The organism is Klebsiella sp. BIGb0138 (genome assembly GCF_004342285.1).
Lineage (GTDB): Bacteria > Pseudomonadota > Gammaproteobacteria > Enterobacterales > Enterobacteriaceae > Klebsiella.
The window spans coordinates 273955-289116 of record NZ_SMCV01000003.1 but is presented as its reverse complement, the minus strand read 5'-3'; the positions used below and the strand labels follow the sequence as shown (position 1 = coordinate 289116).

At 56.7% G+C, this 15162-nt stretch carries 13 protein-coding genes; 8 read left to right on the top strand and 5 right to left on the bottom strand.

Going from position 1 to position 15162, the window contains the following annotated elements:
- Entirely contained in the window at window positions 1–819 is an 819-nt protein-coding gene (locus EDF73_RS09450; RefSeq protein WP_132728570.1) for an MBL fold metallo-hydrolase, read from the bottom strand.
- A gap of 380 nt (window positions 820–1199) precedes the next feature.
- Here EDF73_RS09450 and EDF73_RS09445 point away from each other — a divergent pair, with 380 nt between their 5' ends.
- Window positions 1200–3377, top strand: a complete 2178-nt coding sequence (locus EDF73_RS09445; RefSeq protein ID WP_132728568.1) for an extracellular solute-binding protein — start codon at window positions 1200–1202, stop codon at window positions 3375–3377.
- A gap of 75 nt (window positions 3378–3452) precedes the next feature.
- Here the strand turns inward: EDF73_RS09445 and cysS are convergent, their stop codons facing one another.
- Window positions 3453–4838, bottom strand: coding sequence for a cysteine--tRNA ligase (gene cysS / locus EDF73_RS09440; protein ID WP_132728567.1), 1386 nt, complete (start codon window positions 4836–4838; stop codon window positions 3453–3455).
- 172 nt (window positions 4839–5010) lie between these two features.
- Between cysS and ppiB the strand changes: the two genes are divergently transcribed.
- The 5 genes from ppiB to mnmH all read left to right on the top strand — a co-directional run bounded on the left by ppiB (window position 5011) and on the right by mnmH (window position 9189).
- Window positions 5011–5505 (top strand): peptidylprolyl isomerase B, encoded by a 495-nt coding sequence (ppiB, locus tag EDF73_RS09435; RefSeq protein ID WP_132728565.1) that lies wholly within the window; start codon window positions 5011–5013, stop codon window positions 5503–5505.
- 3 nt (window positions 5506–5508) lie between these two features.
- Entirely contained in the window at window positions 5509–6231 is a 723-nt protein-coding gene (gene lpxH, locus EDF73_RS09430; protein WP_132728563.1) for a UDP-2,3-diacylglucosamine diphosphatase, read from the top strand.
- A 119-nt stretch (window positions 6232–6350) separates the two neighbouring features.
- A complete protein-coding gene (gene purE / locus EDF73_RS09425; protein ID WP_132728561.1) occupies window positions 6351–6860 on the top strand; it encodes a 5-(carboxyamino)imidazole ribonucleotide mutase in 510 nt (169 codons plus the stop codon).
- Window positions 6857–7933 (top strand): 5-(carboxyamino)imidazole ribonucleotide synthase, encoded by a 1077-nt coding sequence (purK, locus tag EDF73_RS09420; protein ID WP_132728559.1) that lies wholly within the window; start codon window positions 6857–6859, stop codon window positions 7931–7933. Before purE ends, purK begins: the two co-directional genes overlap by 4 nt.
- Window positions 7934–8112: 179 nt before the next feature.
- Complete coding sequence (gene mnmH / locus EDF73_RS09415) at window positions 8113–9189, top strand: tRNA 2-selenouridine(34) synthase MnmH (RefSeq protein ID WP_132728557.1); 1077 nt, start codon at window positions 8113–8115, stop codon at window positions 9187–9189.
- A 125-nt stretch (window positions 9190–9314) separates the two neighbouring features.
- Here mnmH and EDF73_RS09410 read toward each other — a convergent pair whose 3' ends face one another.
- From EDF73_RS09410 to ybbA, 3 genes are all read right to left on the bottom strand, one after another.
- Window positions 9315–10460 (bottom strand): porin, encoded by a 1146-nt coding sequence (locus EDF73_RS09410; protein WP_132728555.1) that lies wholly within the window; start codon window positions 10458–10460, stop codon window positions 9315–9317.
- 181 nt (window positions 10461–10641) lie between these two features.
- Window positions 10642–13056, bottom strand: a complete 2415-nt coding sequence (ybbP, locus tag EDF73_RS09405) for a putative ABC transporter permease subunit YbbP (protein ID WP_132728553.1) — start codon at window positions 13054–13056, stop codon at window positions 10642–10644.
- The gene (gene ybbA / locus EDF73_RS09400; protein WP_132728551.1) at window positions 13053–13739 is read right to left on the bottom strand and encodes a putative ABC transporter ATP-binding protein YbbA; all 687 of its coding nucleotides are present in this window, start codon (window positions 13737–13739) and stop codon (window positions 13053–13055) included. The genes ybbP and ybbA overlap by 4 nt, the downstream gene beginning before the upstream one ends.
- Between ybbA and tesA the strand changes: the two genes are divergently transcribed.
- Together tesA and EDF73_RS09390 are read left to right on the top strand one after the other, a co-directional pair.
- A complete protein-coding gene (tesA, locus tag EDF73_RS09395; RefSeq protein WP_132728549.1) occupies window positions 13707–14333 on the top strand; it encodes a multifunctional acyl-CoA thioesterase I/protease I/lysophospholipase L1 in 627 nt (208 codons plus the stop codon). The two genes, ybbA and tesA, sit on opposite strands and share 33 nt — an antisense overlap.
- Window positions 14323–15132 carry an SDR family oxidoreductase gene (locus tag EDF73_RS09390; protein WP_165905685.1) on the top strand — a complete coding sequence of 270 codons (810 nt, stop codon included), beginning with the start codon at window positions 14323–14325 and terminating at the stop codon, window positions 15130–15132. Before tesA ends, EDF73_RS09390 begins: the two co-directional genes overlap by 11 nt.
- The last annotated feature ends 30 nt before the right edge of the window (window positions 15133–15162 follow it).

Genomic DNA, 15162 nt, shown 5'->3' with positions numbered 1-15162 from the left:
TTACAGATTAATGGTCAGGCCGTCATAGGCGACGGTGATGTTTTTATCACGGCAAGCGGCCACCAGTTCTTCATGCAGCAGTTTGCCGCTGTGGGAAATATGTGACACCACTATCTGACTCTCAGCATACAAACACGCCATCCCCCGAAGCTTCTCCTGAGCCGCAAAAACCGTCTCGAGGCTCATATGATTGTCGGTACAATCATCGCCGTTCCATCCGTAAGTACACTCCAGTACCGTGAGATCTAATTTTTTCCCCTCTAACCATTGCCAGGTGAGCGGTGGAAACCAGCCAGAGTCATGGCCATAGAATATTGTTTTCCCACCCTTTTCTATGACATACACGTAGCATAATTCCCATCTGGCATGGTTAGCCAGCAGCGGAGTTATCTTATAACCATGACTTTCTACGGTGACGAATGGCACCAGGCAGTGGAAAGCAAAACGTTGTGTGCTGTAGCCCGGCAGGACAGCGGCACAGCCGTTAATGGCGCGGTCATTACCAAAAATTTCCAGCGGATGTTCAATGTTAAAACCATAACCCTCCATCCGGCTAAACAGCTCACCGACGTTGAAATGATCGGGGTGGGTATGGGTAAAAAGCAGATCGGTCAATCCAGCAGCATCCAGCCCGTCGCGCAGCAGCTGCTGGCTAAACTCCGGGGCGACATCAATCAACATGACATCATCAATAATTGCTGAGGAGTGGGTACGTATGTCTTTTCCTTTCAGGGTACGCGCCTGTTGGCAATGCTCGCAGCGGCAAAACGGATTCGGGATCCCTTCAGAGGCAGCCGATCCCAGAAAATGTATCTTCATTTTTTATCCTTTTTTATTCAGTTAGTTACTGATTTATCGTTCTTTAACACTCGGTTCAATCATTGCGATCGAACCAAATTGGAACGTGTCAATAATATAATTGAGAATAAAAAATGAACAACCGACATAAGTCACATTGGTGACAACCTTCAAATTATTTTATTTAAATTTAATTATATCAATTAATTATTTAATTATTCTTTTCACCCCTTCCCTCTCCAGAACCTCCCTGAGATGCGAATTTCACGTCGATGTATGAGTATTAATAATTGACAAAAACCAATGGAACGATCCAATAATCAGGTGTAATGGAAAATGAAATAGCAGAGACTCCATGCCGGTGTTAGCATCAAATCAGGCAGGTCAACGTGATGATAAAAATGGCGACTATCAAGGATATAGCAAAGCTGGCAGGGGTTTCACACGGCACCGTTTCCAACGTGCTGAACGGACGCGGCAATGTCAGTGTCGAAAAAATTGAAGCGGTCAAACTGGCGGCGCAGAAAATGGGGTATCAGATCAACGCCCAGGCTCAGTCCCTGCGCACCAGTAAAAGCAGCGGCATCGCGCTGATCCTCCCCAATCTCAATACCGAACAATATCACCAGCTTTATCGGGGACTACATCAGTCTTTACGCTCATCTCTTGCTGGCGATCTGGATCTTTATATCACTGACGATCTCCCTTCCGCTGAAATGAACATTCTGCAAACCCTGGCGGCACGATCTTACCAAAGCGTGATTACCGTTTCTTGTCTGGACGACAGCAATGTTTATTACCAGATGCTACGGATACCCGATGAGCAAATTCTATTTGTCTATCGTCATCCTTTGTCGGCGAAGGTCAGATTTAGCCTCGATTTCTCTCAGGCAGCGCAGGCGATCGCTGAGGCGATTGCCCATCAACGGCCTCAGCATGTGGGAATACTCTGTGAACCACTGGGTTATACTAATAGCCACATTTTTGTCACATCATTGAAGAACTCGCTGGGGCGGCTGAGCCCATCAACCCGCTTAACGGTGGTCCCGTCGCCAGCCAGCGAATGCCACACCGCGGCTTTTACTTTTTTTGACGACCAGCCGCCGCAGATACTGGTGGCGCAAGATAGCGATAAAAGCCGCTGCTTGACCCAGGCAGCCTGGATGGGTAGCGCAGGTCCCTGTCCGCCGATCTGGCAACTAAGCGATAACGAACCCGCGGTCATAACCAATCAGTATTGCTATCAGATGGATTATGCCCGGCTTGGGTTGGAAATCGCCCGATATCTCGCTCAGCCGCATTCACAACCTTACGAACAGGTCCTGACCAACCGCGGATTCACCCTTTCTGTAGAGCCAACTTCAGCCACTCCCTATCAGGGAGAGACGCTGAACATGCTCATTCTGCCCAGCCCATCGACGGATGCGCTGAGGAAGCTATTGCCACATTTCTATCGTCAGACCGGCATCAAGGTGAACCTCGCCGTTTATCCCTATGACGAAGTGTTTGAGATCCTCTCGAACCTGCATCGGCATCCTTATTACGATCTACTGCGAATCGACATGGCCTGCTTCCCCTGGTTCGCGGAAAAGGCTCTCACGCCGCTGGCGGAAATCTCGCCGGAGCTCCCCGCCCTACTGGATAATTTTTCGCCAGAGATCGGCCATCATTTCAGTCAGATCGAGGGGAAAGCCTATGCGTTACCCTTTGATGCCAGCACCCAGCTGCTGTTCTATCGTCGCGATCTGTTTGAAGACCCGACGATCAAGCGCATGTTCTATGAAGCATCAGGAAAAGAACTGAAAATTCCCGCTACTTTTGCCGAATTCGATGCGACTGCCGCTTTTTTCACCGCCATTCATCAAGCAGGAGATCCGCAACGGCCGGTCGGCACTGCCACCACCTTAGGCAGTTCAGGGCTGATAGCCAGCGAATATCTGCTGCGCTACTACGCCCTCGGCGGACGATTAGTGCATAAAGACAAACCGGTTCATCTGGAGCCTAATCTGGCCATCGCGGCGCTGGATCAATATCTCGAACAACTGGCAATCACTCGTAATCTGAACAGTGAATGGTGGAGCACCTCGGTGGCGCAGTTTGAGCAGGGGCAACTGGCGATGCTGATCATGTACATGAACTTATTTAATGACGTCGCTCACAGCCCATTATCGCCCTCTATCGGCTATGCACCGGTACCGGGTAATATGCCGCAATTCGGCGGAGGTTCCTTGGGGATGTCGCGCTACAGCAACAAGAAGGCACAGGCGGCACGGTTTTTTGACTGGCTCTATTCCGCTGAAATTACTGAACAGCTGGTACTGCTAGGCGGTAACAGCGCCCATCGCAGCATTTATCAAAACCAACGCATACTGCATCTTTATCCGTGGTTCAATTTACTGCGGGATAATCCTGGCACCGGTATTCGTGAATCCCGCGGCGTGCAGGGGGAGTTGTTTAACCTTCGCCATGCGGAGACCATCATCGGCCAGGGGGTGACAAACGTGGTGAACAAAATGATGAATCCTCAGCAGGCCATTGACTACATCAATCAACGCTTATTCAGCGAAGCGCAGGCCTGAGGTATAAAAAAGCCCGTTCCATTCTACAGCGCTATCAGTGGCAGAATGGGTACGGGCTCCGGCATTTCTTATCGCTTACTTACGGCGCCAGGTGGTTCCCTGCGGGCCGTCTTCCAGCACAATCCCCATCTCGTTCAGACGGTCGCGCGCGGCATCTGCCGCCGCCCAGTCCTTCGCTTTACGCGCATCCAGACGCTGCTGAATCAGAGCTTCGATTGCTGCCACTTCGCCATCATCCGCCTGCGCACCGCTTTGCAGGAACGCATCCGGTTCCTGCTCCAGCAGCCCCAGCACGCCGGAGAGTTTGCGCATGTGCGCCGCCATGGCGTTGGCGGCGGCGACATCTTCCGTCTTCAGACGGTTGACTTCACGCGCCATATCGAACAGCACGGAATAGGCTTCCGGGGTATTGAAATCGTCATCCATCGCTTCAACAAAGCGCGCTTCAAAAGCTTCGCCGCCGGCTGGCGCCGCTGATTTGTCGGTCCCACGCAGCGCAGTGTACAGACGTTCGAGGGCAGAGCGCGCCTGCTTGAGGTTTTCTTCACTGTAGTTCAGTTGGCTACGATAATGGCCGGACATCAGGAAGTAGCGGATAGTCTCTGCATCGTAGTACTGCAGCACGTCACGCACGGTAAAGAAGTTGCCCAGCGATTTCGACATCTTCTCGCGATCAACCATCACCATGCCGGAGTGCATCCAGTAGTTCACATATTCGCCATCGTGCGCGCAGGTGGACTGGGCAATCTCGTTTTCGTGATGCGGGAACATCAGGTCCGAACCGCCGCCGTGAATATCAAAATGGTTACCCAGCTGTTTGCAGTTCATCGCCGAACATTCAATGTGCCAACCCGGGCGCCCGTTGCCCCACGGAGAAGGCCAGCTCGGCTCCCCCTCTTTCGACATTTTCCACAGCACAAAATCCATCGGGTTACGCTTTACGTCGACGACGTCAACGCGCGCGCCGGCCTGCAGCTGGTCCAGATCCTGGCGCGACAGCTGACCGTAGTTCGGATCGGTCGGGACCGAGAACATCACGTCGCCGTTGTCCGCCACGTACGCGTGGCCGCGCGCAATCAGCTGTTCGGTAATCTCAATAATCTCCGGAATATGGTGCGTCGCGCGCGGTTCGAGGTCCGGGCGCAGAATATTCAGCGCATCGAAGTCATGATGCATTTCGGCAATCATGCGATCGACCAGCGCGACAAAGCTTTCACCGTTCTCATTAGCGCGCTTAATGATTTTATCGTCGATGTCGGTAATGTTGCGGACATACTTCAGCTTATAGCCGAGAAAACGCAGATAGCGGGCAACGACGTCGAAAGAGACGAAAGTACGGCCATGGCCGATATGACAGAGATCGTAAACGGTAATACCACACACGTACATGCCCACTTCCCCGGCATGGATAGGTTTAAACTCTTCTTTTTGGCGCGTCAGTGTATTAAAAATTTTTAACATCGAAGATTCCGTGTAGACGTGTGTGGATATAGGTCGCGTATTCTAACCTTAATTCAACCCCGAAGCAGCACACAATGCAAGGTGATCGAACCCTGCGGTTATGCTATAACAGCCCCTTATGTCACGCCCAACTTTGGGTTTAGCACCACAATTATCGGAACAGGATGCAAAAATGGTTACTTTCCACACTAATCATGGCGATATCGTAATCAAAACGTTTGACGACAAAGCGCCGGAAACAGTTAAAAACTTCCTGGACTACTGCCGCGAAGGTTTCTACGACAACACCATTTTCCACCGTGTTATCAACGGGTTCATGATCCAGGGCGGCGGTTTTGAGCCGGGCATGGAGCAGAAAACCACCAAATCCCCGATTCAGAACGAAGCCAACAACGGCCTGAAAAACACCCGCGGTACGCTGGCAATGGCCCGTACTCAGGCGCCTCACTCCGCCACCGCGCAGTTCTTCATCAACGTTGTCGATAACGACTTCCTGAACTTCTCTGGCGAAAGCCTGCAGGGTTGGGGCTACTGCGTATTTGCCGAAGTTGTTGAAGGCATGGACGTGGTCGACAAAATCAAAGCGGTTGCTACCGGCCGTAGCGGCATGCATCAGGATGTGCCGAAAGAAGACGTTGTGATCAAAAGCGTCACCCTCAGCGAGTAATTCGTGGCGACACTTTTTATTGCGGATTTGCATCTGCAAACAGAAGAACCGGCGATCACCGCCGGTTTTCTGCGCTTTTTGCGTGGAGAAGCCCGCGAGGCCGATGCGCTGTACATCCTCGGCGATCTGTTTGAAGCCTGGATCGGCGATGACGACCCAAACCCGTTGCATCAGGAAATCGCCTCTGCGCTGAACGAGTTAACCCGCTCGGGCGTCCCCTGCTATTTCATTCACGGTAACCGTGATTTTCTCATAGGCCAGCGCTTTGCCCGCGCCTGCGGTATGACGCTGCTGGCGGAAGAAAAGGTGCTCGAGCTGTACGGTCGCCGGGTACTGATTATGCATGGCGACACGCTCTGCACCGATGATGCCGGCTATCTGGCCTTTCGCGCCAAAGTGCATACGCCGTGGATTCAACGTCTGTTCCTTGCCCTGCCGCTGTTTATTCGCCGTCGCATTGCCGCGAGAATGCGCGCCGACAGCAAGGCGGCCAACAGCAGCAAGTCGATGGCGATTATGGATGTTAATCCGCAGGCCGTGGTTAATGTCATGGAAAAACATCGGGTGCAATGGTTGATTCATGGCCATACCCATCGCCCTGCCATCCATTCATTAAACGCCAACGGCGAACCCGCTTTTCGCGTGGTCCTCGGGGCGTGGCACAGCGAAGGCTCAATGGTCAAAGTCAGCAAAGACGACGTCGAACTGATTCCTTTCCCGTGGTAATTTTCCGCGTTTTTTCACCTTATCTCAGGTGACGCAACCGTTTTCCTTGCCAGAAGATCATGTTATTCTCTGTGGCCTCTAAAGCAGTGTGAAGCACACCCACAGGAGTTTTAAGACGCATGTCTTCCCGCAATAATTCGGCGCGTATCGCCATCGTGATGGGGTCCAAAAGCGACTGGGCTACCATGCAGTTTACCGCAGAAATCCTTGATGCCCTGAACGTGCCGTACCATGTTGAAGTGGTCTCCGCACACCGCACGCCCGATAAACTGTTCAGCTTCGCCGAAGGCGCGGAAAGCAACGGTTATCAGGTGATTATTGCCGGCGCGGGCGGCGCGGCGCATCTGCCGGGCATGATTGCGGCGAAAACGCTGGTGCCGATCTTAGGCGTTCCGGTACAAAGCGCGGCGTTAAGCGGCGTAGACAGTCTTTACTCCATCGTCCAGATGCCGCGCGGGATCCCGGTCGGCACGCTGGCCATCGGCAAAGCCGGTGCCGCCAACGCGGCCCTGCTGGCGGCGCAGATTCTGGCTCAGCACGATGCTGAACTGCATCAGCGCCTGCACGCCTGGCGTCAGGCCCAGACCGATGAAGTGCTGGAGAATCCGGACCCGCGGGGTGCGGCATGAAGCAGGTCTGCATCCTCGGCAACGGCCAGTTAGGCCGTATGCTGCGTCAGGCCGGCGAACCGCTGGGTATCGCCGTCTGGCCGGTCGGCCTTGAGGCCGATCCTGAAGCGGTGCCGTTTCAGCAAAGCGTGATCACCGCAGAAATCGAACGCTGGCCGGAAACGGCGCTCACCCGCGAGCTGGCGCGCCATCCGGCGTTTGTTAACCGCGACGTATTCCCGATTATTGCCGATCGTCTGACGCAAAAGCAGCTGTTCGACAAGCTGGGGCTCGCCACCGCGCCGTGGCAGCTGCTGGCGGATAAAAATGAGTGGCCGGCGATATTCGCGCGTCTCGGCGAGCTGGCCATCGTGAAACGCCGCGTCGGCGGTTACGACGGTCGTGGCCAATGGCGCCTGGCTGAAAGCGACATCGCCCAGCTGCCAGATGATAACTACGGCGAATGTATCGTTGAGCAGGGTATCAACTTTTCTGCCGAAGTCTCGCTGGTTGGCGCCCGCGCGCGGGATGGCAGCACGGTATTCTATCCGCTGACCCGCAATCTGCATCAGGACGGTATTCTGCGCGCCAGCGTCGCCTTCCCGCAGGCCAATGCCCGCCAGCAGGATCAGGCTGAAAACATGCTTTCAGCGATTATGAACGAGCTGAACTACGTCGGCGTGATGGCGATGGAGTGTTTCGTCACCGCCGACGGCCTGCTGATTAACGAGCTGGCGCCGCGCGTGCATAACAGCGGCCACTGGACGCAGAACGGCGCCTCCATCAGCCAGTTCGAGCTACATCTGCGGGCGATCGTCGGATTACCGCTGCCGCCGCCGGTGGTAAACAGCCCGTCGGTGATGATCAACCTGATCGGCACCGGGCTTAATTACGACTGGCTGAAGCTGCCGCTGGTACATCTGCACTGGTACGATAAAGAGGTACGTCCGGGGCGCAAAGTGGGTCACCTGAACCTGACCGATAGCGATACCGACCGCCTGAGCGCGACGCTGGAAGCGTTGAAACCCTTACTGCCGCCCGAGTACGCCAGCGGTGTTTTCTGGGCACAATCTCAGTTGACCTCTCTCTCCTGACCCATTCAGGTTGCAGAACCGCCGCCAGCGCATCTGCAGCCTGCATGCGAACGGCTATTTGCCGGGGAATTGATCTTCCCCCTTCCCCGGCATACATTCAGGCGCGTAGAATCCCCTCCTTGCTTTAAAGATTTTCTCGCTTTAAAGATGCATTCCGTTTGACTTCAGAAGGATGACCCATGACAAATGGGACGGATTACCGCACCATTCTCACGGCGGATACGCCACTCATTGACGTCCGCGCCCCGGTCGAATTCCGCCAAAGCGCGCTCCCCGCAGCGCTTAACCTACCGCTGATGAATGATGAGGAACGCGCAGCCGTCGGTATCTGCTATAAACGCCAGGGAGCTGAAGCGGCTTTAGCGCTGGGCCATCGGTTGGTGAACGGCGAACTGCGGGACAGCCGCATCGCGGCATGGCGTGAAGCCTGCCTACGCTATCCTCAGGGCTATCTGTGCTGCGCGCGCGGCGGCCAGCGTTCCCACATCGTGCAGCAATGGCTGCGCGAATCCGGCATCGATTACCCGCCGATCGTCGGCGGCTATAAAGCGCTGCGCCAGGCCGCCATGCAACTCACCGAAGAGCTGGTCCAGCGGCCGATCGTGCTGATCGGCGGCTGCACCGGCAACGGTAAAACCCAGCTGGTCTGTTCACGTGCCGATGGGATCGATCTGGAAGGCCTCGCCCACCATCGCGGTTCATCGTTTGGCCGCACGTTGCGCGAACAGCACGCGCAGGCAACATTTGAAAACCACCTGGCCGTGGCGATGCTAAAAAAAGCGCGGCAGCACAGCCGCTGGGTGCTGGAAGATGAAGGGCATACGATCGGCGCGAATCATCTGCCGGAATGTCTGCGTCAGCGAATGGCGCAATCGCCGCTGGCGGTGGTCGAAGACCCGTTTGCTATCCGTCTGGAACGCCTGCGGGAAGAGTATTTTGAACGTATGCACCGCGACTTTATCGCCGCTTATGGCGAGGAGAAAGGCTGGCAGGAATACAGCGAATATCTGCATCACGGCCTGTTCGCCATTCGCCGTCGCCTGGGACTACAGCGTTTTGCCCAGCTCACCGCCCTGCTCGACGACGCGCTGGCGAAACAGTTGCGCAACGCCAGTAGCGAAGCTCATTTCAGCTGGCTGATTCCGCTGTTGCAAGAATATTACGATCCGATGTACCGCTATCAGCTCAGTAAAAAAGCGGACAAAATCATCTTCCGCGGTACCTGGTACGACGTCGCCTCCTGGCTGGCGCGCTGACCTGCTGCTCCCGGGCCGCGGTTTACGCCTTGCCGGGCTACCTCTTAAGCCGTCGTTCTTGTAACCCGGCTAAGCGCAGCGCGAACCGGGGATAAACGGCATCGCGCTGCGCTGAGGGTGATGGCTTAGAAGTCGTAGCGCAGACGCACCAGATTCATATCGCCCAGGTTGTCGGTGCTGGAGGTAAAGACGTGCTCGTAATCGACGCGGAAACCATAATCCAGCTGGAAGCTAATCCCCAGACCGTTATCAATTCGCTGATAGTTGCGGCCATTCACGTACTCCAGGCGATCGCCCATAAAGTACGGCTGAACAGATTTAACCGCGTACTGACCAACCGGGAAGGTATACCCGGCGAAGTACTCAATCCCCCAGGCATCTCCGGCGAAGTAGTTGTCGACGTCGGCTTTTTTGGTGGTCAGGAAGTTCTGATACCAGCCGCCGCCGAAGGAGAAGGTCCAGTTATCCGGCGTCCAGCTTAGCGCCGTACCCACGATATTCTGATCGTAGGATTTATTATCCGCGCTTGACGGATCGCGCATTTCGGCACGGGTGTAGTTCCACGCGGTACCCCAGGTCAGATCTCTGGTGATGTGGTAATCCGCGCCCACCGAACCGCCGCCTTTACGCTTATAGCGCAGGCCATTACCCGGCAGATATTCGCTATCCTCGAACAGATAAGAGGCATAAAGATCGACATCGCCAACGGTTTTCTTATATTTCAGCATATTACGAGAGCGATACGAACCATCGTAGTCGCCGTTAATCCCGTTGCCCGGCGCCTGGGCGACCATGTCGTAATCCCAGATATCGGTTTTCACCCCGACCACGTCGTAGTAGATACTGTTTTGCTGACCGTAGGTTAAGGTCCCCCAGGTGTCGCTCTTCAGCCCGGTATAGAGCATACGGCGCGAGGTATTATTGGCGCCTTCCGCATAGTGGTTATCCCAGTCAAACAGCGCCGGAATATTCACCCCCAGCTCGTAATAGCTGATCCAGCTAATATCATCAAACAGATAATAATCCGCGGCGAAGCGGAAACGGGTGCCGCCATCGAAGCCATTACGCTTATAAGAACCTTTGTCACCGTCACCGGACATCATGTTGAACTGTGGACGAATACTCCCGCCGACGGTGAAATTCAGGCGGCTCAACGGATCCCCGGCCTGCGGGTCTTGTTTCAGCAGCGTGATCTCAGCCTGGGATGCGAAAGAGGTTAACGCCAGGGTCGCGCCGATCGTCATCGCCAGCGCTTTTATTTTATGTGCCATGCTTTCTCCTCGAGTAATAAGCAACCTTATAATTCCTGGTTGAATATTAACTGCGATTTGATTCGCCGTGTTGTCGGTTTTTTAATGTTTAGTGCTCTTAAAAATCAGCAACTTATCATTTTGTGCGCTTAAAAAAAAAGCGCCGGTGATTTCACCGGCGCGTCATCAAAATGCAAAATAGCTAGTGGCTGAATTGACGAAACAGCGCCTTGCCCTTCAATAGGCGCAGCCCCAGCCAGCCGCCGCATAATGACAGCAGGAAGGCGCCGCACAGCGGCAGCATCACCCACAGTCGCCAGTCCGGCGTCCACGGAAAATCAAAAACTTTGGTTTGCAGCATCGCCAGCGCCACCTCCGCCCCTATCGCCGCTACCAGCCCGGAAACCACGCCCAGCAGAGCGAACTCGGCCCACAGGGTGGTACGCAGTAGTGATTTCCCGGCCCCCAGCGTCCGCCAGACCACCAGCTCCTGATAACGCTGACGCATACCGACCTGAACCTGAGCCAGCAGCAGCAAAATGCCGCAGGCGGTCACCAGCACCACCATCACCTCCAGCGCCCGGCTGACCTGGGTTAATACCTGGCCCACCTGACGAAGAATCGCCCCAATATCCAGCAGGCTGACGGTGGGGAATTCACGGTTAAGCTGCGTCAGCAGCGTACTGCCATTATCCCAGCGGAAACTGGTCAGCCAGCTCTGCGGCTGCCCGTCGAGCGCGTTCGGCGGGAAGATAAAGAAGAAGTTGGGCCGCAGGCTCTCCCAGTCCACCTTGCGCACGCTGGTGACTTTGGCGCTGAAGTCCTGGGTATCGCCGGTAAAGGTCACGCTATCTCCGGGCTTAATCCCCAGCCGCTGCGCCAGGCCTTCCTCAATAGAGACCTCCCCGGCTTTCGGCGGCCAGCTTCCGGCCACCAGCGGATTATGATCCGGCCGCTCGCTGCGCCAGGTCAGGTTCAGCTCACGGTTCAGCGCCTCGTCCTTGCTCCCCTCCGTCGCCTGACCGTTAATCTGCGTCAGACGGGCGCGAACAATCGGGTAAAACTCGCTCGCCGTCACCTGGTGCCCCGCGAGGAAGGTTTTCACCGGCGCAACCTGATCCAGCGCAATATTAATCAGAAAGTAGTTGGGGCTTTCCGGCGGGAGCTGCTGCTGCCAGCGATCCAGCAGATCGCCACGCAGGACCAGCAGTAAGGCTAACAGCATAAACGACAGCGAGAAAGCCGCCAGCTGGCTTAGCGTTGACCACGGTTGACGCAGCAGACGGTTCACCGCGAGGCGCAAAGGCAGCGCTTTCAGCGTCACCCGCTTCAACACCCACAGCAGACCCCACCCCAGCAGGCCGCACAGCAGCGCCAGCACCACCGCCCCTGCCAGGACCGCCCACAGCAGCGGGCTGCCGCCCATCAGCCAGGCCAGTAGCAGTACCACCACCCCGCACACCAGCGGAATATAGAATTTCAGCGGCCAGACGTTGGCGACGATATCCTGGCGCAGTACCCGCAGCGGCAGCGTCGCCAGCAGCAGCCGATAGGGCCGCAGCCCCACCAGCAGTGAAATGACCACCATCGCGCCGATGGCCCATAGCCACGGCCAGCCGCTGGCAGGCGGCAGAGCGGCCGGCAGCACCGGTTTCAACATCACCAGCAGGATCTGCTCCAGCCCCGCGCCCATCGCCCCACCGGCCACCACCGCCAGCGTCAGTAGCATCAGCCACTGGCCGACAATAAGCTTACGCAGCTGCGCTCGCCCGGCGCCGAGCGTTTTGAGGATCGCCACCAGATCGTAGCGGCTGCGGCAGTAATGACTCATCGCCACCGCCACCGCGGCGACCGCCAGCAGCAGGGTCAGCAGCGCGGACAGCAGTAAAAACTGCTGCGAACGCTCCAGCGATTTGCCTAAGGCGCTGTCATCCTGCTCCAGACCAATCCAACGGTGCTCCGGGCCCAGTTTGGGCAACAGCCACTGCTCATAGGCCGCCAGCTGCGGCGCCGTTCCGGCGAACTTATAGCGCCAGGAGACCCGACTCCCGGGCTGTACCGCGCCCGTTCTGGCGACATCGGCGGTATTCATCATCAGCCGGGGCGCCATCTGGAAGGGGTTAAACCCGGCATCCGGTTCCTGGGTCACTTCTCCGGCAATGCGCAATCTGGCATCGCCCACGTCAATGGTATCGCCGGTTTTTAAATTCAGCAGCGCCATCAGACGCGGCGCCAGCAGCACGCTCCCGGCCTGCGGTTTTAAGCCCGGCGGCTGGGTTTCCAGTTTGCCGTACAGCGGGTAGGAATCGTCAACCGCCTTGACGTCCGCCAGCTGTGGCGTATCGCCGGCAAAGGTCATGGTGGCGAAATTCAGCTGCTCCCCGACCGTTAGTCCGCGCCGACGCGCTTCGTCAATCCACGCCGCGGGCACCTCACGCGAGCTGCGCAGCGTCCGGTCCCCGGCCATAAATTCGCGGCTCTGCTGGCTCAGCCCCTTTTCCATGCGATCGCTTATCGACCCCAGCGCCAGCACGCAGGCCACCGCCAGGCTCAGCGCCAGCCAGACGATCAGCAGCGAAGGCGAGCGCCATTCGCGCCAGAACCAGCGGGCAATCATGCTTCCTCCTGCAGCTGGCCGTCCACCAGCCGCAGGCGCCGGTCGCAGCGCGCCGCCAGCAGCGGATCGTGGGTCACCAGAATCAGCGTGGTGCCGTGTTCGCGATTGAGAGAGAACAGCAGATCGGCGATTTTATCGCCGGTGTGTCGGTCAAGGTTGCCGGTCGGTTCATCGGCAAACAGCAGTTCAGGCCGGCCGTTAAAAGCGCGAGCCAGCGCCACCCGCTGCTGCTCGCCGCCGGAAAGCTGCGCCGGCAGGTGGTGAATCCGTTTGCCCAGCCCCAGCTGCTCCAGCAGCGCCCGGGCGCTTCCCCGGCTTTGGTTGTCGGTCTCGCCGCGGAGCAGCGCCGGAAGCTCGACGTTCTCCAGGGCATTCAGGGTCGGGATCAGCATAAATGACTGGAAAACGAAACCGACGTGCTGCGCCCGCAGCCGCGCCCGCGCCTCTTCGTCCATGTTATGCAACGGCTGCCCGAGTAAAGCGACTTCGCCGCTGCTGCCGTCGTCCAGCCCGGCGAGAATGGCCAGCAGCGTCGACTTGCCGGAACCCGACTCGCCAATCAGGGCGATGGTCTGCGCCGGTTTGACAACCAGCTCAACTCCGGTAAGGATGGAGAGCTGATGCTCTCCCTGACCGACGGACTTCTTAAGATGATGAACTTCAAGTATGTTTTCCGCTGGCATTTGCCTTTCCTGTTTCTGATTTTCTTTGCCTGCCGTGCCATGGCGGCAGACAAGCTGTTAGTTCTCGGCGATAGCCTGAGCGCCGGCTATCGGATGGCGGCCAACGCCGCATGGCCCGCGCTACTCAATGATAAGTGGCAGTCAAAAACCCCGGTTATCAACGCCAGCATCAGCGGCGACACATCGCAGCAAGGGCTGGCAAGACTGCCGGCGCTGCTCAAACAGCATCAGCCGCGCTGGGTACTGGTGGAGCTGGGCGGCAACGACGGGCTGCGCGGTTTCCCGCCGCAGCAAACGGAGCAGACCCTGCGTAGCGTTATTCAGGATATCAAAGCGGCCAACGCTCAGCCGTTACTGATGCAAATTCGCCTGCCCGCGAACTATGGGCGCCGTTATAATGAAGCCTTTAGCGCGATGTATCCGGCCCTCGCCAGGGAGTTTGATATCCCTCTGCTGCCCTTTTTTATGGAGGAGGTCTATCTGAAACCCCAATGGATGCAGGATGATGGCATCCATCCTAATCGCGATGCCCAGCCTTTTATTGCCGACTGGATGGCAACCCGACTGGCTCCCTTAGTTAATCATGACTCCTGATTCTCCGGAGTCGCTTGCAGGTAAAGTTATGCAAAAATCGGTTTTAGTTACAGGATGTTCCAGCGGTATTGGCCTTGAAAGCGCGCTCGATCTCAAACGCCAGGGTTTTCATGTTCTGGCCGCCTGCCGCAAAGCTGACGACGTTGCGCGGATGCAGGAACTCGGCCTGACCGGCATTTTGCTCGATCTCGACGACCCGCAAAGCGTTGAACGCGCCGCGGCGGAGGCGATCGCCCTGACCAACAATCGCCTGTATGGTCTGTTTAATAACGCCGGGTATGGCGTTTATGGCCCGCTGTCCACCATCAGCCGCCAGCAGATGGAGGCGCAATTTTCAGCCAACTTTTTTGGCGCCCACCAGTTGACGATGCTGCTGCTTCCCGCGATGGAGCCGCACGGCGAGGGGCGTATCGTGATGACCTCCTCGGTGATGGGGATTATTTCCAGTCCCGGTCGCGGCGCCTACGCCGCCAGCAAATATGCGCTGGAAGCCTGGGCCGATGCCCTGCGCATGGAGCTACGCTATAGCGGCATCAAGGTCAGCCTGATAGAGCCCGGTCCCATTAGCACCCGCTTTACCAGCAACGTCAACCAGACGCAGCACGATAAGCCCGTGGAAAACCCCGGTATCGCCGCGCGCTTTACGCTCGGCCCGGAAGCGGTGGTGGAAAAAGTACGCCATGCTTTTAGTAGCGATAAACCTAAATTGCGCTATCCGGTGACCGTCGTGACCCACGCCGTGGCCTTGCTCAAACGCCTGCTGCCCGCGCGGATGATGGACAAAATTATCCAGGGTTGAGTTGAAGCTCCGGCTGCCGCCCCCATGTAT